Source organism: Nonomuraea sp. NPDC051298, assembly GCF_055586305.1.
The window spans coordinates 99678-120872 of record NZ_JBVJIM010000019.1 but is presented as its reverse complement, the minus strand read 5'-3'; the positions used below and the strand labels follow the sequence as shown (position 1 = coordinate 120872).

Below are 21195 nucleotides of genomic sequence, written 5' to 3'. Positions count from 1 at the left end.
TGAGCAGCGGTGAAGCAATCAGGTCCGCAAGACCACAACGCCTCCTGCCTGCGAGTCTCTGTAGGCAGGAGGCGTTTCGTCGTCCACCCCATCCTGATCGAGGAGGGCGCCTACTTCTGGGCGCGTTCCCCTGGCTTGCCGACGACCGCGGTCTCCAGTTGCGCGCTCCACGCCAGCGGGGCGCCGGCCTTGACGGTTCCGGTCAGGTCACCGGGGAAGGTCGGAGCGGGCGTCACGACGCCCTGGCTGGGGAACGGCCTGTCGGCGAGGTTCTCGCCGTAGCGGCCGAGGAACCGGTAGTCCTCGGCGTCGACGATGATCTCGGAGCGCTCCTCCGCCCCGGTGTAGGCGAACGCGACGCCGTGCCGGCCCGCCGCGTCGACGGCGTCCTGCTTGACCGAGACGCCTTCGACCATCGGCAGCGCGCGGAACAGCGCCGCACGGACCTCCGGGGTGAGCGCCTGTCCGCCCATGAGGGTGCCGATCGTCTTGAAGGTGCGCTCCGGCTCGGACGCGCCCTGGTCGAACGGCGAGGCGGGAGTCGCGGCGACCGAGGTCCTGATCTTGGCGAGCACCGCGTCGGGCGTGACGGGGGCCTTGGCCAGGTCGGCGCCGTTGATGCCGGTGGTCACCTCCTCGATGACCAACTTGCCCGCGCCGTCGTCGATCGCCATCTGCCTGCCGTCCAGGCTGTGCCAGGTTTCCAGGGTCTCGCGCCGGCCGCGATCCACCTCCGGTCGTGGCTCGGCGAGCAGCGGGGCGACGGTCTCCTTGACGTAGAGCCACCGGCCGGAGGCAGGAGTCCCCTTGTACGCGGCGTACGGGTCGTGCTCGGCTGCTCGGGCGGCTCGCTCGCCGAGGTCTTCGACGCTGGCGAGCGCGGCCGACCGGTCGTCACCGCGCAGCACGCCGAAGCCGACGACAAGGGCCGTGGCAGCCACGGTGGCGACCCCGAACTGCCAGGTCAGCCGCGGAACGCGCAGGGTACGCCGCCTCGCGGGCGCGGGGGCGGGCTCGTGCATCTCCCGCAAGAGCCGGGCGCGTGCCGCCTCCCTCGCCTCGCTGGTGATCACCGGCGTGGCTCCGAGGAACTGCTTGATCTCGTCCATCATGCGACCTCTCTTGTGGGATCGTCTCCGCCCAGGGCGGCCCTTGCCTTCTTGCGCGCTCGGTGCAGACGTGAACGGACCGTTCCGACCGGTACGCCGAGCGCCGCCGCGACCTCCTCATAGGCCAGGTCGCCCCAGGCCACCAGCAGCAGCACGTCGCGATCGCCCGAGGACATGCCCGCCAGCGCCCCCGCGAGCTTGCGATCGACCTCCTGCGCGGCCACGCGGCCGACGACCGCGTCAGCCATCGGCGGCTGGGACGACGGATCGGCGCCGGTACGGCTCAGCGCACGCAGGAACCGCTCCTCGCCGCGCCGGTGCTTGGCGATGAGGTTGGTGGCGATGCCGTAGAGCCAGGGACCGGCGAACTGCCGGGTCAGGTCGTAGGAGGCGCGACCGCGGAAGGCCGTCAGGAACGTCTCGGCCGCGACGTCATCGGCGGCCTGGGGGCCGAGCCGCCTGGCGACGAAGCGGTGGATCTGCTCGATGTAGCGGTCGAACAGACCGGCGAACTGTTCCGGGTCGTCACGTGACCACCGGATGAGTTCGGCGTCGTTCACCTCGGCTGTCGTCGCCGGGTGCGTTGGTGTCATGCCTGCTTTTTCCCGATGGGACAGATCGGGTTCTCACGGGATTCGCGCGTCGAAGAGCGCCAGCTCGGCTTCGTCCGGGGCCTCGAAGTGAGCCGCCCACCTCTCGAGCTGGCCGCGCGTGACCGGTACCGTGCCCCACCCCTCCCTGGCCTCCAGGCGGCGGCACAGCTCCTCGGCGGGGGCGGTGAGGTAGCGCAGCTCGACCTGTGCGCCCAGCGCGCGGGCGGCCAGGCGCAGCTCGTCCCGTTCGGCCCGCGACCAGAAGCCGTATTCCAGGATGACGTCCTGCCCCAGCCGCAGCAGGTCGTGGGCGTGCCGCCAGAGCTGCCTCTCCAGGCGGTTGCGCGCCGGATCGTCGTACGGGTCGAGGTCGAGGTACGCCATCCACTCGTCAGGGCACAGCCGTATGGCGGGTTGGTCGGTGGCCAGTCGGCGGGCCAGCGTGGTCTTGCCGGAGCCGGGCAGGCCGCAGATCAGGATGAGCCGTCCGGGAGTGGGGAGCATCGGGTCACCAGGCGCGGCCGGCGAGCAGGCGGCGTAGGGTTTCCGGGAGTTCGTCGCGGTTGTGCGGGGTCACGGTGATCAGGTCGGCCTCGATGCGCGCCTTCAGGGCCGGATGGGTGCGCTGGTGCACCGTGGCGACGATCGGCAGGTCGGAGTCGAAGAGCGCCACGCAGCGCGGCATGAACGCGGGCGACAGCATCTCCATGGGCCCGATCTCGTCGATCAGCGCCACCGCGCCCTTCGTGGTGAGCGCGCGCTGCATGGCCGGCAGCGCGATGCGTTCGAAGGCGGGCACGTTGACGCCGTACCTGCCGATCCGCGGGCCGGAGACCCACGACTGGTGTGCCATCACGGCCTTGTGCCCGGCGAAGTCTTCGACGGTGAAGCCCGTCCGCTGTCCGTGCTCACGCAGCTCTTCGCTGACGAAGCCGCACACCGGCAGGCCCGTCGCCCGGAGCAGCTCGGCGAGGCGACGGACGACGGTGGTCTTGCCCGTGCGGGGCGGGGCGGTGAGCAGGACGTGCGGCCGTGACACCCGTCCAGGATGGCAGACGCGTCACTCTCCGAGAACGGTCAGGTGGTGCGGGTCGTGCACGATCCCGAGAACGTTCCCGAACGGGTCCACCACCGACGCGTGATGAACCCGTTCGCCGCGCAGTACCGGCTGTCGAAAGTGCTCATCGGATGCGTACTTCTCCGGGGAGAATGGACGGTATGCGAGCAGATCGACTGGTGGCCGCGCTGCTGCTCATGCAGGCGCGTGGCCGGGTGACCGCCGCCGAGCTGGCCGCGGAGCTGGAGGTGTCCGTGGCCACCGCGCGCCGCGACCTGGAGGCGTTGTCCACGGCGGGCGTCCCCGTCTACCCGCAGGCCGGGCGGGGTGGCGGCTGGTCGCTGGTGGGCGGCGCGCGTACCGACCTCAGCGGGCTCACCGCCCACGAGGCGCAGGCGCTGTTCCTGCTCGCCGGGCCGGCCGCGCCCGCCGCTCCCGAGGTCAGGTCCGCGCTGCGCAAACTGTTGCGGGCGTTGCCTCGGACGTTCAGGGCGGAGGCCGAGGCCGCCGCAGGCACGGTGGTGGTCGACCCGGCCCGCTGGGGCGAGCCGGAGCGGGAACGGCCCGAGCTGGTACGCGTCCTGCAACGCGCGACCGTGCGGCGGCGCCGGGTCAGGCTCGCGTACGAGGGCCGCCGCCGCGAACGCTCCGAGCGCCTGGTCGACCCGTGGGGGCTGGTGGACAAGGACGACGTCTGGTATCTGCTGGCCGGCACAGAACGCGGGCAGCGCACCTTCCGGGTGGACCGGATCGCCGCGGCCGAGGTGACGGAGGAGGAGTTCGAGCGGCCCGGTGACTTCGAACTGGCGCGGGCCTGGGAGGGCGTGGTCGAGGAGATGGAACGGCGGCGCTCGACGGTCTCGGCGACCGTGCTCGTCCCGGCCAGGTTCCTGCCCATCGTCCGCGACCACTTCGGGCGGCACTGCGAGGTGCTCGGGGAGGCGGAGGACGAGCGGGTCAGGGTACGGGTGGCCGCCCCGATGGCGCTGACGATCGCCGAGCAGCTCGCCGGGTGGGGCACGCGGGTCGAGGTCGTGGAGCCGGAGTCGGTCAGGGCCGAGCTGGCCAGGATCGGCGCCGAACTCGTCGGCCGCTACCGCGCGTGACCTCTCGCCGCCTGGGGCTCAGACACCTGAAATGCAGGCGGCGGCCCGCGCTCAGTGGGCGGGCAGCGTTCTTGACAGGGACGCGTGTTCCGCGCGGATGCGCTCCCACGCCTGCTCCACGTGCCGCCGCTCCGTCGCCGCGCCCCCGATGGCCATCCGCAGCACCGCCCGGTCGCCGATCCTGGTGTGCGTCAGGTACATCGACCCGCTCGCGTTGAGCAGCTCCAGCAGCCGCATCGTGGCCAGGTCCGCCTCCCGCGCGTCCAGCCCCGGCCAGCGCGGGCGGAAGCACACCAGCCCGAGCGGATGCGGTTCGTGCGGCTCGAAGCCGGGATCGGCGGCGATCCACCCCGCCAGCTCCTGGGCCAGCCCGACGCTCTGACGGATGTGGGCGCGCAGTCCTTCTGCTCCGTACCAGCGGATCACGGACCACAGCTTCAGCGCCCTGAACCGGCGGCCCAGCGGCACCTGCCAGTCCCGGTAGTCGATGACCGAGCCGGCCGAGGTGGCGGCGTTGCGCAGGTATTCGGGCAGGGACGAGAGCGCGGCCAGCAGCGGGCCCCGGTCGGCGGTCCACAGGACGCCGCAGTCGAAGTTCGTCAGGAGCCATTTGTGGGGGTTGGTCGCATACGAGTCGGCGTACTCGGCCACGCCGTCGTTGAGCCAGCGCAGCTCGGGGCAGACGGCCGCGACCCCGGCGTAGGCGGCGTCCACGTGCAGCCAGACGCCGCGTTCCCGGCACACCGCGCCGATCTCGGGCACCGGGTCGATGGCCGTGGTGGACGTCGTGCCGACGGTGGCGCACACCATGGCGGGCACGATGCCGTCGGCCCTGTCGCGGTCGAGGAGTGCACGCAGGTGGGCGGGGTCCATGGCCAGCGTACGGGGATCGACGTCCACGAGACGGACCCCCGCCGCGCCCAGGCCCGCGATGCGCGCCGCCCGTTCCAGTGACGAGTGCGTCTGGGAGGAGACGTACAGCGCGTACCGGCGGGTGATCCCCTCCTCCGTGACCCGGCCGTCACCGGCGCGGTGCAGTGCCGCCAGCAGCGCGACCAGGCACGCGCTCGACGCCGAGTCCTGGATGACGCCGCCGCCCGCCGCGTCGGTGCGGAAGTGGCCGGGCAGCCCGAGCAGTTCGGCCAGCCAGTCGACCACCACCGTCTCCAGCTCCGTGCACGCCGGGCTGGTCACCCAGAGCATGCCCTGCACGCCCAGCCCGCTGGACAGCAGGTCGCCCAGGATGGCCGGGCCGCTGGCGTTGGACGGGAAGTAGGCGAAGAAGCCCGGATGCTGCCAATGGGTGACGCCGGGCAGCAGGAGCCGTTCGAGGTCCGACAGCACGCTCTCGAACGGCTCGCCCCGCTCGGGCGGCGCCGAGGGCAGCGAGCGCCGGATCTCACCCGGCTCGACCTGGGACATCACGGGATGCGACTCGATCCCGGCGAGGTAGTCCGCGATCCAGTCGACGACCTGCCTGCCGTGGCGGCGGAACTCTTCCGGCGTCATGTGAGGGCTCATCAGCCCACTGTGCAGGCAGGGAGGGGAGAGCGAAAGGGGACGGGCCGGAGGCGCGCGCCTCCGGCCCGTCCTATGTCAAGCGGTCGCAGGACCGCCGAACGTCAGTAGTGGGGCCCCCGATAGCGCCTGCTCCCGAACGTCTTGCCGAAGTGGAAGCCGCCGGGCAGGCGCACCGACACGTGACGCCGACCGTCAGGGGTGGTGGAGACGTGGAAGCGGCGATTGCCGTAGCTGTGTCCGACGCCGTGCCGCGATAGGTTGATCCGGAACGGCCCGACTTTGATGGATTTGCGGTAGTGCCAGCCCATGTCCCTCCTCCGCCATCGTGCGCTCATGGGGAAGAACGTCCGGGACGGTCGACGGGTTCCCCGCCCGGTCCACCTTCGTCGGCGGCGTCCGGAAGCGGCGGGAACGGCAGGCCGCCGCTGTGGGAGGGTGAGGCAGTGACGTTCACCAACTGGTCGGGGAACACCACGTTCCACGCGAAGGCCGTGCACCATCCGGCGTCGCTCGCCGAGCTGCGGCGGCTCGTCGCGGCCAGTGCGAACATCCGGGCACTGGGGAGCGGGCACTCCTTCAACGACGTCGCCGACACCACGGGCGACCTCGTGGTGCTGGACCGCCTGCCGGACCTGGTGGAGATCGACACCGCGGCGGCCACGGCCCTGGTCGGCGCGAGCATGACGTACGCGCGGCTGGCCCCGCTGCTGCACCGGGCCGGGTTCGCGCTGGCCAACCTGGCCTCGCTGCCGCACATCTCCGTGGCCGGTTCGGTCGCGACCGGCACGCACGGCTCCGGCGTCGCCGTCCCCGGCCTGGCCGCCGCCGTGTCCGGGATCGACCTCGTCACCGCCGACGGCTCGCCGCTGTCGCTCTCGCGCGGCGACGCCGACTTCCCCGGCGCGGTGGTGTCGCTGGGCGCGCTCGGCATCGTCACCTCGCTCACGCTCGACCTGGTGCCCGCCTTCGAGCTGCGCCAGTACGTACGCGAGGGCCTGTCACCCGGCGCCGCCTCGGCAGACCTCGACGCGATCATGTCCAGCGGCTACAGCGTCAGCCTCTTCACCGACTACCGCGACACCCGCGTCTGGCTGAAGCGCGAGGACGAGCTGACCGACCCCGACTGGTACGGCACCACCCCCGCCGACGGCCCCCGCCACCCCATCCCGGGCATGCCCACCGGCAGTTGCACGGCCCAGATGGGCGTGCCCGGCCCCTGGCACGAACGGCTGCCGCACTTCCGCGCCGACTCCCCGCCCAGCGGAGCGGGCGACGAGCTGCAGTCGGAGCTGCTGCTGCCCAGGGAGCACGCGGCGCGGGCGCTGCGCGAGCTGTTCGCGATCGGCGAGCGCATCCGCCCGGTCCTGCTCATCTCCGAGGTGCGCTCGGTCGCCGCCGACGACCTGTGGCTCAGCCCCTTCCACGGACGTGACAGCGTGGGCCTCCACTTCACCTGGAAGAAGGACCTGGCCGCCGTCATGCCGGTGCTGGAGCTGGTGGAGGAGACGCTGGCGCCGTTCGGGCCCCGGCCGCACTGGGGCAAGCTGTTCACCCGCCGGCCGCGGTGCCCCGACGCGTTCCGTTCGCTGGTGCGGCGGCTCGACCCGGCGGGCAAGTTCTCCGGCGGGTTCGTCCGGCTACTGCTGGGGGAGTAGCGGCGCGGATCTGCTTGCGCCCTCGGGTGTAGCGTCCCACCGGTCCGGCGGACGATGTGCCGGGCCCGCCCGTCGGCGATCGTGGGGGGCATGACCGATCACCCGTTCAGGTTCGGCGCGGTCGCCGGACAAGCCCCCGACGCCGACGCGTGGACCGGCCTGGCCCGCCGGGTGGAGAGCCTGGGCTACTCGACCCTGCTGGTGCCCGACACCCTGCAGACGTTGTCGCCGTTCACGGCCGCGGCCGTCGCCGCCACGGCCACGACGACCCTGCGCGTCGGCACGTTCGTGCTGAGCGCCCCCAATCGGACGCCCAGGGCCGTGGCCTGGGAGAGCGTCACCCTGCACCGGCTCACCGGCGGACGGTTCGAGCTGGGCCTCGGGGCCGGTCGGCCGGACGCGGAACGGGACGCGGCGGCGCTCGGCGTCCGGTTCGGCACGCCGGGCCAGCGCATCGAGCGCCTCGCGGAGACCATCGACCAGACCCTCGACGCGGCCAAGGACGTCCGGATCCTGGTGGCCGCGGCCGGCACCAAGCTGCTGCGGCTGGCCGCGCGCAAGGCCGACACGGTCGCGCTCGGCGTGCCCCCGCAGACCACCGAGGAGCAGGTGGCGGCCAAGCTGGACGAGCTGTACGAGCTGGCCGGCGACCGCTTCCACGATCTCGAACTCGGCATGAACCTGGCCTGCGCGGGAGCGGAGCCGCCGGAGTGGGCGCTGAGCCGCTTCGGCCGCACCGGCACCGGAATCCTCGTCGGCACGCCCCAGGAGATGGCCGACACGCTGCTGCGCCGCCGCGACCACCTCGGGATCTCGTACGTGTCGGTGAACGCCCAGTTCCTGGACGCCTTCGCGCCGGTCGTGGAGCGGCTCGCCGGTACCTGACAGCACCTGGCAGGTACGCCTGCGACGATGACCTCCATGACCGCCAAGGGAACCTTCGACACCGCCAACTGGACCCCCCAACCGCCCTTCCACGACCGCGACGGCGTCACGCTCGCGCTCGTGAACCTGGACAAGACCTGGCACGGCGATCTGACCGGCACCAGCGTCGTCACCATGCTGGTCGCCTCCACCCCGGTGGAGAACTCGCGCTCGTACGTGGCGCTGGAGCACATCGAGGGCACCGTCGAAGGCCGGTCGGGCGCCTTCGTCGTCCAGCACGACGCGGTGAGCGACGAGGACGGGCGGTCGCTGCTCGTCAGGGTCGTGCCCGACTCCGCGACGGGGGAGCTGCGCGGCCTCAGGGGCGAGATCGCCATCTCGGTGGCCCCCGACGGCGCCCACTCCTACGCCTTCGACTACACGCTCTGACGCCGCGCGGCCGTCTATCGTAAAACCGGTGGCCGGGACGGTGCGTTACGTGAAACGGTCGGATGACGATGATCCAGTGGACCGAGGCAGGCCAGGAGCGCAGCGCGCTCTGGCGCTCGGCGCTGGGCGCGCCGCCACCGGGCCGCGTCCTCGTCGCCGACGACCGGATGACCGCCGCCACCGCCTACCGGCTGGCCTGCGAGGGCACCGCCCTGCTGTGGCGCGGCGACTTCAACAACGCCCGCCAGCTCCTGAGCGCCATGGGCCGCCGCTGCAAACCGGCCGCCGCGGGCAGCGGCTTCCACCGGCACCGCCAGGCCCGCTCCCAGCGCGCCCGCACGCTCGGCATGCTGCTGGTCCCGTACGCCGAGGGGCACGTCGTGCCGCTGCGCCGGGCTCCCGACGTACGGGAGGCGTGCGCCGAGGTGTACGGCCCCGACGCCCCGCCCGCCGTCGGGCCGCTCCAGGAGCTGCTCGGCCTGATCGGCGCCCACGAGTGGCGCGAGAAGGGCGTGCACGTCCCCGCGCTGGGCGGGCGCATCCACCCGCACCACGGCGTGTTCTCCCCGATCAGGGGCGAATACGTGGACCTGGTGGCCGAGGCGCCGCTGCCCGGCGACCGGCTGGCCTTCGACGTCGGCACCGGTACGGGCGTGCTGGCGGCCGTGCTGGCCAGGCGCGGCGTCCGGCACGTCGTGGCCACCGACCTCGACGCGCGGGCGGTCGAGTGCGCCGGCGCCAATCTCGCCCGGCTCGGCCTCGACGACCGGGTCGAGGTGGTGCGCGCCGACCTGTTCCCGCCGGGCCGGGCGCCGCTGGTGGTCTGCAATCCGCCCTGGCTGCCTGCCAAGCCGGTGACGCCGCTCGACCACGCCGTCTACGACCCGGGCGGGCGGATGTTGCGCGGGTTCCTCGACGGCCTGGCCGGGCATCTGGAGCCGGAGGGGGAGGGCTGGCTCATCCTGTCGGACCTGGCCGAGCACCTCGGCCTGCGCACGCGGGCCGAGCTGCTGGCGGCGTTCGAGCGGGCGGGGCTGCGCGTGGCCGCCCGCCTCGACGTCACACCCCGGCACCGCAGGCCCGGCGACGCCGCCGACCCGCTGCACGCGGCCCGCGCGGCCGAGGTGACCTCGCTGTGGCGGCTCAGGCGCTGAGCCGCCACAGCCTCGGCCGGTCGGCGGGCCCGTGCCCGGCCGGAGCGGCAGCGGCGGATCCGCATGTTAGCCGGAGCCTCTCCGCGGCAGGAGAGATATATGCACATTTCGGGAGTACAGACCGTTTTGCCCGATCACCGCTACGAGCAGGCGGAGATCACCGAGGCGTTCTCCCGGCTGACCCACTGCGACGACGACCTGCTGAGACGATTCCACGCGGCCACCGGGGTGGAGGGTCGCAACCTGGCGCTGCCGCTGGCCGACTACGCCAAGCTCGACTCCTTCGCCCGCGCCAACGACGCCTTTCTCGAACTCGCGCTCGAATACGCCGAACAGGCCATGGCGGGAGCGCTGCGCAAGGCGGGCGTACGGCCGGAGAAGGTCGATCACCTGCTGTTCTGTTCGAGCACCGGCCTGGCGACGCCCTCGCTGGACGCCAAGCTGGCCCAGCGGATGGGGTTGCGGCCCGACGTGAAACGGGTGCCGGTGTTCGGCCTGGGCTGCGCGGCGGGCGCGTCCGGACTCGCCCGGCTGTACGACTACCTGCGCGGCTGGCCCGACCACGTCGCCGTACTGGTCTGTGTGGAACTGTGCTCGCTGACGATCCAGCGCGACGACACCTCCATCGCGAACCTGGTGGCCAGCGGGCTGTTCGGGGACGGCGCGGCGGCCGTCGTGGCCACCGGGCGCGGGCCGGGCCCCGAGGTCGTCGCCACCCGGAGCCGGCTCTACCCCGGCACCGAGCACCTCATGGGCTGGGAGGTCGGCGACCACGGCTTCCGCATCGTGCTGGACGCCGACCTGACCGGCTTCGTGGAGCGGGTGCTGGCCGCCGACATCAAGGCGTTCCTGGCGGACTACGGCCTGACCCCCGAGCAGGTCGCCACCTGGGTCTGCCACCCGGGCGGCCCGAAGGTCATCGACAAGATCGTGCAGACGCTCGGCCTGCCGCCCAAGGCACTCGACGTGACCTGGCGATCACTGCGCGAGTACGGCAACCTGTCCTCGGTCTCGGTGCTCCACGTGCTCCAGGAGACCCGCGGACGGCCGGGCACGCCCGCCGTGCTGATGGCGCTGGGCCCGGGGTTCTCCGCCGAACTGCTCCTGCTGCACTGGTGACGGCCCCGTTCCGATGACGGCGTACGCGGTTCTGATCGGGCTGGTCGTGCTCGAACGGCTGGCCGAACTGGCGGTGGCCCGGCGCAACCTGGCCTGGGCCAGGGCCGAGGGCGGCGTCGAGTACGGCGGGCGGCACTACCCGTGGATTGTCGCGGCCCACGTGGGGCTCCTGGTCGCGGCGCCCGCGGAGGTGTGGCTGCTCGGCCGTCCCTTCGTGCCCGCGCTGGGCTGGCCCATGCTCGCCGTCGTCGTGCTCGCCCAGGGGCTGCGCTGGTGGTGCGTCCGTACGCTGGGGCGGCGGTGGAACACGCGGGTCGTCGTGGTGCCAGGGCTGCCGCTCGTGCGCCGGGGGCCATACCGGTGGCTGCGGCACCCCAACTACGTGGCCGTGGTCGCCGAGGGGATCGCGCTGCCGCTCGTGCACACCGCCTGGCTGACGGCCGTGACGTTCACCGTGGTCAACGCCGTCCTCCTCACCGTCCGCGTCCGCGTCGAGGACCGGGCTCTGGCACTCTGTAGGCCATGAACGAACTGCTGACGATGTTGCGCGACGCCACCGGCCGCACTTCCGCGCTGGTCGAGGGCCTGGGCGAGGACGAGTTGGGGCTCCCCACGCCCTGCTCCGAGTACGACGTGCGGGCGCTGGTCAACCACCTGGAGTGGGGCGCCGCCCTGTTCGAGTCCGTCGCGGGCGACGGCCCTTTCGTGCCCCAGAAGGAGGAGTACACCGGGGACTTCCGTGAGCGGGCCGAGCGCATGCTGGCCGCGTGGGAGCGTCCCGAGGCGTGGGAGGGCACGAGCGAGGCCATGGGGGGTATGCCGAAGCCCGTGGTGGCGAACCTGGCGCTGACCGACTTCGCCGCCCACGGCTGGGACCTGGCGCGGGCGACGGGCCGGTCCTACGAGGTCGAGGAGGACACGGCGCGGGCCATGCTCGCGTTCGCCGCGCAGATGGCCCCGATGGGCCGGGAGCGGGGCGCGTTCGGCGAGGAGGTGGCGGTGCCCGGCGACGCGTCCGTGTTCGACCGGTTCCTCGGGGTCATCGGGCGGGATCCGGCCTGGAAACCGTGATCTCCGCCAGGCCCTCCGGCTGCTTGCCCGGGTAGAGGCCGGTCAGCAGCGTGCTGACCGTGTAGAGGTGCCAGGCGGGGCCGGGCTTCGTGACCACCGGGCCTTCGAAGAGCGCGCGCACCTCGTCCGGGTTCACGATGAGGGCCAGGGAGTCGAGGCTGCCGAGCACCTGCTCGCGCAGTACGGCGGAGAGCGCGGGCCCGGGGCTGGTACGCCAGCTCCACCCGCCCCCGGTCTTGGCCGTGGGCATGTGCTCGGGCGGCACGTGGTCGCGCCAGAACCAGCGGGGTTTACGCGGGGTCAGCCCCTCGGCGAACCGCCACGGCTTCCCCTCGATCGGCACATCCCGCAATTCCGGTGCCAATCGCAAAATAAGGGCATAAATCACCTCTTCGGAGAGCCGCCAGCCCTGATCCAGGCTCAGCGCCGCCCGCGCCACGCGGTTGTCCAGGAACGGCCGCACGGGGTCACCGCGACGCAGGGCGCCCGCCCGTGCGCTGGCCTGCCACCGGCCGACCTTGTACCAGATGTAGATGTGGTCCAGCGCCTCCAGCCGGTTCGGCCGGGCCAGCCACGGCGCGGCCAGCTCGCGGGCGTGCTCGTTGGCGGCGGCGGTGAACAGCTTGCCGTCCTTGCGGAAGGTGTTGTCGATGCGGCGCAGCAGGGCCTTGTCGCTGAGGTCGGTCTGGAGCAGGTTCAGGCTGCCCGCGCGCAGCGTCTCGCCGCTCTGCCCCGACATGGTGGGCTTGCCGGAGTAGGGGAGGTAGCTCACGATCGACTCGTACGCCGAGGTCATCCCCTCGCACGTGCGCAGCGTCTCCCAGGCCCGGCTGAGCGGGTGCTCCACCAGCACCGCGTCCTTGGCGGCGGTCTGCGGCGGGGCGATGACCGTGTGCTCCACGCCCAGCTTCGCGGCGATGCGCCGGGCGATGATCACGTCGGGGTGGGTGTCGAGCCCGTTCGTCGTCGCGCGGAACGGTACCCGTGCCGCGTGCAGCACCGCCGCCAGGATGCGGGTGTCACGGCCGCCGGTCAGCGCCAGGTTCACCGGCTCGCCCAGGTCGCGCAGCGGGGCCACGGTGGCCAGCAGCGCGTCCGCCAGCTCGCCGATCGCCGCCCGCTTGTCGCGCGCCGACGTGGGCGCGGGCGCGGCCTCCGGCAGCGGGGTCTCGGTGATGACGCGCACGCCGTCCCGGACCGTCAGCCGCGAGCTGGGCCGCAGCGCCGACACCCCCTGGTACGGCGTCTCGTCCGACAGGAAGAAGCCCTGCCTGACCATCGCCTGGAGGGCGAGCACGTCGTACTCGATCCGGTCGTCCGGCCGGGCCGCCAGGTGCACGAGCAGCGCCCGGCTGCCGACGACGTGCAGCTCCGGCGTCTCGGCGTAGAAAACGGGGCAGACCCGGTTGATCGCGGTGCTCGCGGCCAGCTCGCCGTCGCCCGCGAACCAGCCGGAGAAGCACCCTCCCACGGAGTCGTCGGGCAGCCTGGTGATGTCGGCGGGGTCGGCGAGGTGGCCGTTCAGCCCGATGACGCGGCCGCCGTGCTCGGAGATCAGCGGCGGCTGCCGGGAGTCGTCGGGCTCGTTGGTCCAGGCGAAGAGCGAGACGCCCCGGCCGTGCCATTCGCGCCCGCGGATGACGTCGGGAGGCACGGGGAACGCGGCTTCGATAACGGATCGACCCCGGTTCAGGACATGAGCGGAAACATCCTGCCGCTTTGCCGCAATGCCTAGATAGACGCGCACGGCGTCAGGCTTATCGCAATTCTCCCATTCGTTACAACTGATCACGCGACGATCGCGGTTTGCGCTCGCTTGCGTCACCGGCCCGGCCGGCTCGCCCTTCCTGCCGTCGTACGACTCGGAGGTGGTTGAGATGAAAATTCGTCCTTTAGCGATCAGCGTCGGGCTTGTCGCGCTCCTCGGGCTGGCGGCCTGCGGCGGCCCCGAAAGCAGCACGAGCGGCGCCAGGGCACCTCAGTCGTCGAACGAGGGCCGGCAGCCTCAGGCCCCCGCGCCGTCGAGTTCGCCGCTGCCCGAGAAGTCCCCCGCCGACGAGGACGGCGAGCAGGACACGACCACGGCGCAGATCTCCACGTTCGCCCTCGACGTGGACACCGCCTCGTACGGCTACGCCCGCCGTACCCTCCAGGAGGGCCGCTGGCCCGCCCCCGGCGAGATCCGTCCCGAGGAGTGGGTCAACGCCTTCCGACAGGACTACGCGCAGCCGGCGGACGACGGGTTCACCGTGCACGTCGACGGGGCCAGGCTGCCCGAGCGCGACGAGGCCGTCATGCGGGTGGGCCTGCAGACCCGGGCCTCCGACAGCGCTGCGCGGCGGCCGGCCAACCTCACGTTCGTGGTGGACGTGTCCGGCTCGATGGCCGAGAGCGGCCGGCTCGACCTGGTCAAGTCGTCCCTGCACAAGCTGCTCGACCAGCTCGCGCCCGGTGACCAGGTCTCGATCGTCTCCTTCAGCGACGGCGCCGACGTCCTGGCCTCGATGACCCCGCTGACCGCCAGGGACGAGCTGCGCGCGGCGGTGGACCGGCTCTCCGTCAGCGGCGGCACGAACCTGGAGGCCGGGCTCGTGACCGGCTACCGAGAGGCGTCCCAGGCGTTCCGTCCGGCGGCCACGAACCGGGTCGTCGTGCTCTCCGACGGCCTGGCCAACCAGGGCAGCACCACCTGGCAGGCCCTCCTCGACCAGGTCAAGGAGTACGCGGGCAAGCAGGTCACGCTGCTCACGGTCGGCGTCGGCCGCGAGTACGGCGACGAGCTGATGGAACAACTCGCCGACAACGGCGACGGCATGGCCGTGTACGTCAGCACCGAGGAGGAGGCTGCGAAGCTCTTCACCGAGCAGCTCCCCGCCACCATCGAGCTGCGCGCCCGCGACGCCAAGGCCCAGGTCGTCTTCAACCCGTCGGTGGTGGAGAGCTACCGCCTCATCGGGTACGAGAACCGCGAGCTGGCCGCCGAGGAGTTCCGCGACGACAGCCGCGACGGCGGCGAGATCGGCCCAGGCCACTCCGTCACCGCTCTGTACGCGCTCAAGCTCAAGCCCGGCGCCGAGGGCCAGCTCGCCCAGGCCACCGTGCGCTGGCAGGACCCCGACACCAGGACCGCCTCGGAGGCGAGCGAGTCGCTGCGCTCCGCGGACCTGGCCGAGTCGCTGTGGGACAAGGCGCCGGTGCGACTCCAGGTGGACGTGGTGGTGGCGGCGTTCGCGGTGTACATGCGCGACCGTGAGGCGTTCGGCATGGACCTGCCGATGTTGGCCGATCAGGCCGCCCGGCTGGCCGACGCCTCCGAGGACCCGATGGTGAGCGAGCTGGTGACCCTCATCGGCAAGGCCAGCGCCGTGCGCTGACCCGCCGCTCCCTTGAGCCGCCTTGTCCCCATTCGCGCGTGTGCTCCGGCGGTCCCGAAGTCGGCTACACTCGTACAGCGAAAGGGGCTATGGCGCAGTTGGTAGCGCGCCTCCATGGCATGGAGGAGGTCTGGGGTTCGAATCCCCATAGCTCCACAGCAGTGAAAAGGCCGCTCCCGGTCATCCGGGGCGGCCTTCGTTCGTGAGGGCGGGCCGTTCGTGAGGGCGGGCCGTTCGTGAGGGCGGGCCGGGAGCCCTCGCAGGCGGGCTCAGACGCGTCCGACTCCAGCGAGGATGCCCGGCTTGACCAGGTCGTAGCCTTCGCCCCGCGACGCGTCCGCCTGCCAGTCGGCCACCGGCACGACGCCGGGCCCCAGCAGCTCCATGCCTCCGAAGTAGGCGGCGATGTCGGCGTAGCCGCGCCGGGCCAGGCCGCCCGAGGCGGTGCCCGAATAGACCTGCTGGCCGGCGCGGGCGTGGTCCTCGGCGACGTCGCCCTCGTACAGGTGGGAGAGCACCAGGTAGCAGCCCGGCCGCAGCCGTTCCCTGACGCGGGCGGCGATGGCGGCGGCCTCGGCGTCGTCGGGGATGAAGTGCAGCACCGCCACCATGAGCACCGCGTACGGCTCGGACGGGTTGATGTGCCCGACGACCTGCGGGTCGTCCAGGATCGCGTCGGGGTCGCGCAGGTCGCCCTCGACCGCCACCACGTTCGGCTCCCTGGCGAGCAGCGCGCGGGCGTGCACGAGCACGACCGGGTCGTTGTCCACGTAGACCACGCGCGAGTCGGGGACGTGCCGCTGGGCCACCTGGTGCACATTGTCCTGGGTGGGCAGACCGGCGCCGATGTCCACGAACTGCCGCACGCCCGCCTCGGCGAGCATGCGTACCGCGCGGCCCAGGAAGGCCCGGTTGTGCTGGGCTATCTGCCGGGCGTCGTTGCCCATCCGGCGGCCCAGCTCGATCATCTGCTCGGCCGCCGCGCGGTCGGAGGCGAAGTTGTCGCGCCCGCCGAGGTAGTAGTCGTACATGCGTGCGATGTTGGGCACGCTCGGGTTGACCCCGTCTGGGACACGATCCGCCTCGGCCATGCGCACAACCCTTCTGTGATCATCCTCGGCCGCATTCTAGACGGGAAAAAGGCCGGTTATGTCGGGGATCTGCGTGGGTGGGCGATCAGCTACGCCGGAAGGTGTGGCGGTAGGCCAGAGGGGAGACGCCGACGGCCGCGTGCAGGTGCTGGCGCAGCGAGACCGCCGAGCCGAAGCCCGCCCGCCTGGCGACCTCCTCCACCCCGAGGTCGGTCGTCTCCAGCAGGTGCCTGGCGTGGCGTACGCGCTGGCCGGCGAGCCACTTGGCCGGGCTCTGGCCGGTCTCCTCGCGAAAGCGCCTGGTGAAGGTCCGTACGCTCATCCTGGCGTGCCCGGCCAGCGAGGTCAGGTCGAGCGAGGTGTCGAGGCGGGCCAGCATCCACGCGCGGGTGGCCGCCGTGCCGCCGTCGCCGGACGGGAGCGGCCGGTCGATGTACTGGGCCTGGCCGCCCTCCCGCCACGGCGGCATCACGCACCGCCTGGCCGTCCGGTTGGCCACCTCGCTGCCGTGGTCGCGCCTGACCACGTGCAGGGCCAGGTCGAGGCCCGCCGCCACGCCCGCCGAGGTCAGCACGTCGCCGTCGTCCACGAACAGCACGTCGGGGTCGAGCTTGACCTCGGGGAACAGCCGGGCGAAGCGGGCCGCCTCGCGCCAGTGCGTGGTGGCCGGCCGGCCGTCGAGCAGGCCCGCCGCCGCCAGCACGAACGAGCCCGTGCAGATCGACATGACCCTCGGCCGGTCGCGCAGGGCCGCGCGGAGCGTGCCGGAGATCGTGCCGTCTCTCATCGGCCGCCCTCCGTGGACGCCGGGCACCACGACGGTGTCGGCCGAGTCGAGCACGCCGAGGTCGTGGTCGGGCAGCACGCTGTAGCCCGCGCCGCACCGCACCGGCCTGCCGCCCTCCGAGCAGGTGACCACCTCGTACAGCTTCTCGCCCGCCGCGCTCTCCGCGGCCCAGAACACCTGGCCGGGCACGCCCAGGTCGAGCGGGGCGAAGTGGTCGAGCACCACGACGGCGACACGATGGAGCATGGCCTGATTCTTGCACATATTGGCTTTCCGGCCGCTCGTGACCATGTGAGCAGATAAATCAGGATTGGCGCATGACAGTGAGCGCCCCCACTCCCACCCGTCGACGGCTGCACCGGGCCTGGTTCGTCGCGGCCGTCGCGTTCGTGGCCATCCTGGGCTCCGCCGGCTTCCGCGCCACCCCCGGCGTGCTGATCACCCCGTTGCAGGAGGAGTTCGGCTGGTCGACCGGCACCATCTCGCTGGCCGTCTCGATCAACCTGGTGCTCTACGGTCTGACCGCCCCCTTCGCCGCCGCCCTCATGGACCGCTTCGGCATGCGCCGCGTGGTCGCCATCGCGCTCCTGCTCATCGCCGCGGGCAGCGGGCTCACCGTGCTGATGACGGCGAGCTGGCAGCTCCTGCTCTGCTGGGGCGTGCTGGTGGGCCTCGGGACCGGTTCGATGGCGCTGGTGTTCGCCGCGACCGTGGTGGACCGCTGGTTCGTCCGGCACCGCGGGCTGGTGACCGGCGTGCTCACCGCGGGCGGGGCCACCGGACAGCTCGTCTTCCTGCCCGTGCTCGCCCAGCTCGCCGGGGGACCCGGCTGGCGGGTGGCCTCGCTGACCGTGGCCGCGGCGGCGCTGGCCGTGGTGCCGTTCGTGTGGTGGCTGCTGCGCGACCGTCCTGAGGACGTGGGCACGACGGCTCTGGGCACGGAGCCGGGCCCAGAGACCGGCGCCGTGCGCGCGGCGGCGCCGGTCACGGTCAACGCGGCGGTCAGGGCCGTCACCGTGCTCGCCCGGGCGGCCAGGACGCGGCCGTTCTGGCTGCTCGCGGGTGGCTTCGCGATCTGCGGCGCCAGCACGAACGGTCTGGTCGGCACCCACTTCATCCCCGCCGCGCACGACCACGGCATGGCCGAGCCGGTCGCCGCGGGCCTGCTGGCGATCATCGGCATCTTCGACATCGCCGGGACGATCGCCTCCGGCTGGCTCAGCGACAAGATCGACCCCAAGGTGCTGCTCGGCGTCTACTACGCGCTGCGCGGGCTGTCGCTCATGGTGCTGCCCAGCCTGTTCGCGGCCACGACCGAGCCCAGCATGCTGATCTTCATCATCTTCTACGGACTGGACTGGGTGGCCACCGTGCCTCCCACGGTGGCGCTGTGCCGGCGGATCTACGGGGCCGACGGGGCCGTCGTCTTCGGCTGGGTGTTCGGCTCGCACCAGGTCGGGGCCGCCATCGCCGCCATCGGCGCCGGGCTCACCCGCGACCACCTGGGCGCCTACGACCTCGCCTGGTACGCCGCCGGCGCCCTGTGCCTGCTCGCCGCCGGAATGTCCCTGGCCATCGGGCATGCTAGAGGGCGATGAACGCCGAGCTGTACGTGCTGCCCCTGGTCGTGAGGATCGAGCGGGCCGCGCCTCCCGAACGCACCGACGCCCTGGAGGCCGCCGCCATGGCCGTCCTGGGCCTGCTGGACGACCCGGGCGAGTGGACCGCCGAGCTGCACGCCTGGCAGTCCACCGGGAAGATCCGCAAGGTCGTCCGCCGGGCCAGGGGCGCCGAGTGGCGCCGGGCCGTCGCGCTGCCCGGCCGCACGGTCGAGCACCGCACCGCCCAGGTACGCGTCCACCCGCCCGTGCCCCTCGACGACTGGCCGCGCGACCTGGCCCGGTTGCAGGTGTCGGGCACCGAGCTGACCGACACCGCCGGGCCGGGGCCCGCGCGGCCGCCGGTCCTGTGGGCCAACCCGGCGCTGGAGATGTCCGCGGGCAAGGCCATGGCGCAGGCCGGGCACGCCGCCCAGCTCGCCTGGTGGGCCAGCGACGCGGGCGAGCGGGCGGCCTGGCGGGAGCAGGGGCTCGCGGTCTCGGTGCGCACGGCCGCCGCGCGGGACGACTTCGACGCCCTGGTGGCGGCCGGGCTGCCGGTGGTGCGTGACGCGGGCTTCACGGAGATCGAGCCGGGCTCGTGCACGTTCGTCGCGGACGCACCCTGGCTGGCGGGCCGCGTCACCAGGCCCTGACCTGCCCAGATCTCGAACCGCCCTAGATCTTGAACACGTCGGCCAGGACGCCGCCCGCCGGGGTGATGCGGGCGGGCGACGGGCTGTCGTACACGACGATGAGCCTGCCGTCCGCCAGCCGGGCCAGCCCCTCCGGGTGGTCGCACCGCACCCCGTACGGCAGCTCCAGCACGGTCTCCAGCTCGTCGGCCGGTACGAGCCCCCGCCGCTCGGGGCCGAGCCGCCAGCGCACCACGCGTACGGGCCCGTCGAGGTCCATGCTCGGCCCGGCGAGCAGCAGCAGCGAGTCGCCGTCCGGGCACATGTCCCGCACGCCGAGCCCGTCCAGGTCCAGGAAGTGCTTGCGGTACGGCTCCCGCAGCCGCAGCCGCCCCCTGCCCGCGTCCTCGACCCGCAGCTCCAGCACCACCGCCCAGCCGCGCAGCACGGGCCCGCGCAGCCCGAGGTAGACGCGGTCCTCGGTGACGGCGATGCCCTCGACGTCGAGGCCGTTGTCCTTGCCCGGCAGCGCCAGGAACGGCGCCAGGTGCGGGTCCTCGCCGAGGTGCGTCGTCAGGGCGCGGGAGCCCGACAGGATCGCCCCCGCCCCGGGCGTCTCGGACTGCGGATCCAGCGGCAGGCGGGCGAGGACGAACCGGTTCTCCTCCCTGACCAGGGTGGCCAGCCGCTCGGCCGCCTTGCCGGGGTCCTTCGACTTCACCTTCCTGCGCTTGAGGCTGTGCGAGCCGACCAGCCACAGGTAGCCGTTCGCGCGTGCCAGGCCCTCGATGTCGGCCTCGTCCTGCGGCCCGGCGGGCAGCGTGACGTGGTCGGCCAGATGGTAGGTGCGCTGGCCGCCGTAGTGGTCGCCGGTCCAGGTGAGGTGCTCGAAGGTCGCGGTCTCGTCACCGGCCACCCAGAGACCGGTGGAGCTCTGCCGGATCGCCGAGAGGTTGGTGTGTGTCTGGGACGCTTGCGAGGCGTGATCGAATCGCAGCTCAACCTGTTCCACGAGGCCATCCCACCACGCCATGATTGCACTTCGGTTGCTTCAAGGACGCAATGCCGGGATATGTCGTACGCTCCCGTCGTGCTCCATGGGGAAGATGAGACCGAGGATTCCCGGGTGAAAGATCCGGCAAGGCGTAGCGTTCCCACTTCTCCGCCCAAACGCTCCCGCATCGGCGATCTGCGCATGCGGGTGGTGTATCGGGGGCTGGCCATGGCCGCCGCCGTCACGGCTGTCGCCGTGGCGCTGGCCATGGTGCTCCCGTCCGAGCCGGACGAGGTCGCGGCGGGGCCGGTAACCGCGCCGCCGGCCGCGCCGTCCTCGTCCGGCTCCGCACCGATGGCCGGGACGTCCGCGAGCCCCGCGTCTCCTTCCCCTGGCCCCGCTTCTCCCAGCCCCGCGGGGGCGGCACCGCGGGAGACGCCCGCTCCGGGAGGTTCCCTCGCGCCCGGCTACACGGCCATGCAAGCCCTGTACGCCGACCCGCGCGTGCCCAAGCTCACGAGCAAGGTCAAGCGCATGCCCCTGCGCACCCCGGCCAAGCGCGTGGTCAAGGACCCGCGTACCGGGCTGGCCGTGCCGCGGATGTCCGGGCCGTGGAAGACGTCGGGGGCGGCGCCGTTCACCAGCAAGCAGGTGCTGCCCAAGCAGCGCGGCACCAGCCTGCGCGGCGTGTTCGTCACCTCCCCGCTGCCGACCATGGAGCAGGACACGCCGCGCGACACCGCCCTGCTGGCCGCCCGCTGGACGCTCAACCACCATCCCAAGGGCTCCCGGATCACCTGGCTGGCCTCCCAGCCGGTCAAGCGCGGCTGGATGCTCGTCTACCGGGTCACGTACGGCAAGCGCAGCTCCCAAGCGGCCGTCGTGATCATGGATGGGGGAATGAGCAAGCCGGGACTCGCGTTCGTCACAGTGCCTGACTCGCAGCGCAAGCAGTGGTCCGACATCGGCCGCGTGGTCTCTGGGGTGCGTGTTCTAGGCTAGAAGGATCATGAAAGC

22 protein-coding genes and 1 tRNA gene are annotated in these 21195 nt (G+C 72.6%); 13 read left to right on the top strand and 10 right to left on the bottom strand.

Going from position 1 to position 21195, the window contains the following annotated elements:
- Positions 1–110 precede the first annotated feature (110 nt).
- The 4 genes from ACZ6S0_RS39135 to ACZ6S0_RS39120 are packed head-to-tail and all read right to left on the bottom strand — an operon-like array spanning position 111 to position 2741.
- Positions 111–1112, bottom strand: coding sequence for a CU044_5270 family protein (locus ACZ6S0_RS39135; RefSeq protein WP_465924385.1), 1002 nt, complete (start codon positions 1110–1112; stop codon positions 111–113).
- Entirely contained in the window at positions 1109–1702 is a 594-nt protein-coding gene (locus tag ACZ6S0_RS39130; RefSeq protein WP_465924384.1) for an RNA polymerase sigma factor, read from the bottom strand. Before ACZ6S0_RS39130 ends, ACZ6S0_RS39135 begins: the two co-directional genes overlap by 4 nt.
- Before the next feature lie 33 nt (positions 1703–1735).
- A complete protein-coding gene (locus tag ACZ6S0_RS39125) occupies positions 1736–2206 on the bottom strand; it encodes a P-loop nucleotide/nucleoside kinase family protein (protein WP_465924383.1) in 471 nt (156 codons plus the stop codon).
- 4 nt (positions 2207–2210) lie between these two features.
- On the bottom strand, positions 2211–2741 hold the full coding sequence (locus tag ACZ6S0_RS39120; protein ID WP_465924382.1) for a nucleoside-triphosphatase: 531 nt from the start codon (positions 2739–2741) through the stop codon (positions 2211–2213).
- Between the two features lie 179 nt (positions 2742–2920).
- Here ACZ6S0_RS39120 and ACZ6S0_RS39115 point away from each other — a divergent pair, with 179 nt between their 5' ends.
- Positions 2921–3865 (top strand): helix-turn-helix transcriptional regulator, encoded by a 945-nt coding sequence (locus ACZ6S0_RS39115; RefSeq protein WP_465924381.1) that lies wholly within the window; start codon positions 2921–2923, stop codon positions 3863–3865.
- Between the two features lie 51 nt (positions 3866–3916).
- Here ACZ6S0_RS39115 and ACZ6S0_RS39110 read toward each other — a convergent pair whose 3' ends face one another.
- Positions 3917–5386 carry a pyridoxal-dependent decarboxylase gene (locus tag ACZ6S0_RS39110; RefSeq protein WP_465924380.1) on the bottom strand — a complete coding sequence of 490 codons (1470 nt, stop codon included), beginning with the start codon at positions 5384–5386 and terminating at the stop codon, positions 3917–3919.
- Positions 5387–5487: 101 nt separating this feature from the next.
- Positions 5488–5694 carry a DUF4236 domain-containing protein gene (locus ACZ6S0_RS39105; protein ID WP_465924379.1) on the bottom strand — a complete coding sequence of 69 codons (207 nt, stop codon included), beginning with the start codon at positions 5692–5694 and terminating at the stop codon, positions 5488–5490.
- Positions 5695–5829: 135 nt separating this feature from the next.
- On the opposite strand from ACZ6S0_RS39105, the gene ACZ6S0_RS39100 reads away from it, so the two are divergent.
- The 7 genes from ACZ6S0_RS39100 (at position 5830) to ACZ6S0_RS39070 (ending at position 11699) form a co-directional block, all read left to right on the top strand.
- On the top strand, positions 5830–7041 hold the full coding sequence (locus ACZ6S0_RS39100; protein ID WP_465924378.1) for an FAD-binding protein: 1212 nt from the start codon (positions 5830–5832) through the stop codon (positions 7039–7041).
- A gap of 90 nt (positions 7042–7131) precedes the next feature.
- On the top strand, positions 7132–7926 hold the full coding sequence (locus ACZ6S0_RS39095; protein WP_465924377.1) for an LLM class flavin-dependent oxidoreductase: 795 nt from the start codon (positions 7132–7134) through the stop codon (positions 7924–7926).
- 36 nt (positions 7927–7962) lie between these two features.
- On the top strand, positions 7963–8355 hold the full coding sequence (locus tag ACZ6S0_RS39090; protein WP_465924376.1) for a DUF3224 domain-containing protein: 393 nt from the start codon (positions 7963–7965) through the stop codon (positions 8353–8355).
- 62 nt (positions 8356–8417) lie between these two features.
- The gene (locus ACZ6S0_RS39085; RefSeq protein WP_465924375.1) at positions 8418–9509 is read left to right on the top strand and encodes a methyltransferase; all 1092 of its coding nucleotides are present in this window, start codon (positions 8418–8420) and stop codon (positions 9507–9509) included.
- A 99-nt stretch (positions 9510–9608) separates the two neighbouring features.
- A complete protein-coding gene (locus ACZ6S0_RS39080) occupies positions 9609–10628 on the top strand; it encodes a type III polyketide synthase (protein WP_465924374.1) in 1020 nt (339 codons plus the stop codon).
- Between the two features lie 13 nt (positions 10629–10641).
- Positions 10642–11154, top strand: coding sequence for an isoprenylcysteine carboxyl methyltransferase family protein (locus ACZ6S0_RS39075; protein ID WP_465924373.1), 513 nt, complete (start codon positions 10642–10644; stop codon positions 11152–11154).
- On the top strand, positions 11151–11699 hold the full coding sequence (locus ACZ6S0_RS39070; protein WP_465924372.1) for a TIGR03086 family metal-binding protein: 549 nt from the start codon (positions 11151–11153) through the stop codon (positions 11697–11699). Before ACZ6S0_RS39075 ends, ACZ6S0_RS39070 begins: the two co-directional genes overlap by 4 nt.
- On the opposite strand, the gene ACZ6S0_RS39065 is transcribed toward ACZ6S0_RS39070, so the two are convergent.
- Positions 11668–13353: an asparagine synthase-related protein gene (locus tag ACZ6S0_RS39065; RefSeq protein ID WP_465924371.1), complete on the bottom strand. Its 1686-nt coding sequence runs from the start codon at positions 13351–13353 to the stop codon at positions 11668–11670. The genes ACZ6S0_RS39070 and ACZ6S0_RS39065 overlap by 32 nt on opposite strands.
- Before the next feature lie 223 nt (positions 13354–13576).
- Between ACZ6S0_RS39065 and ACZ6S0_RS39060 the strand changes: the two genes are divergently transcribed.
- On the top strand, positions 13577–15073 hold the full coding sequence (locus tag ACZ6S0_RS39060; protein WP_465924370.1) for a vWA domain-containing protein: 1497 nt from the start codon (positions 13577–13579) through the stop codon (positions 15071–15073).
- A gap of 83 nt (positions 15074–15156) precedes the next feature.
- A tRNA-Ala gene (locus tag ACZ6S0_RS39055) sits at positions 15157–15229 on the top strand.
- 113 nt (positions 15230–15342) lie between these two features.
- Here the strand turns inward: ACZ6S0_RS39055 and ACZ6S0_RS39050 are convergent.
- A complete protein-coding gene (locus tag ACZ6S0_RS39050) occupies positions 15343–16164 on the bottom strand; it encodes an SAM-dependent methyltransferase (protein ID WP_465924369.1) in 822 nt (273 codons plus the stop codon).
- A gap of 85 nt (positions 16165–16249) precedes the next feature.
- The gene (locus ACZ6S0_RS39045) at positions 16250–17197 is read right to left on the bottom strand and encodes a GlxA family transcriptional regulator (RefSeq protein WP_465924368.1); all 948 of its coding nucleotides are present in this window, start codon (positions 17195–17197) and stop codon (positions 16250–16252) included.
- 71 nt (positions 17198–17268) lie between these two features.
- Here ACZ6S0_RS39045 and ACZ6S0_RS39040 point away from each other — a divergent pair, with 71 nt between their 5' ends.
- On the top strand, positions 17269–18549 hold the full coding sequence (locus ACZ6S0_RS39040) for an MFS transporter (protein ID WP_465924367.1): 1281 nt from the start codon (positions 17269–17271) through the stop codon (positions 18547–18549).
- Positions 18546–19205, top strand: coding sequence for a peptidyl-tRNA hydrolase (locus ACZ6S0_RS39035; protein ID WP_465924366.1), 660 nt, complete (start codon positions 18546–18548; stop codon positions 19203–19205). The genes ACZ6S0_RS39040 and ACZ6S0_RS39035 overlap by 4 nt, the downstream gene beginning before the upstream one ends.
- Before the next feature lie 22 nt (positions 19206–19227).
- Here ACZ6S0_RS39035 and ACZ6S0_RS39030 read toward each other — a convergent pair whose 3' ends face one another.
- Positions 19228–20196 (bottom strand): DUF3616 domain-containing protein, encoded by a 969-nt coding sequence (locus ACZ6S0_RS39030; protein WP_465924365.1) that lies wholly within the window; start codon positions 20194–20196, stop codon positions 19228–19230.
- A 183-nt stretch (positions 20197–20379) separates the two neighbouring features.
- On the opposite strand from ACZ6S0_RS39030, the gene ACZ6S0_RS39025 reads away from it, so the two are divergent.
- Positions 20380–21180, top strand: coding sequence for a hypothetical protein (locus tag ACZ6S0_RS39025; RefSeq protein ID WP_465924364.1), 801 nt, complete (start codon positions 20380–20382; stop codon positions 21178–21180).
- Positions 21181–21195 lie beyond the last annotated feature (15 nt).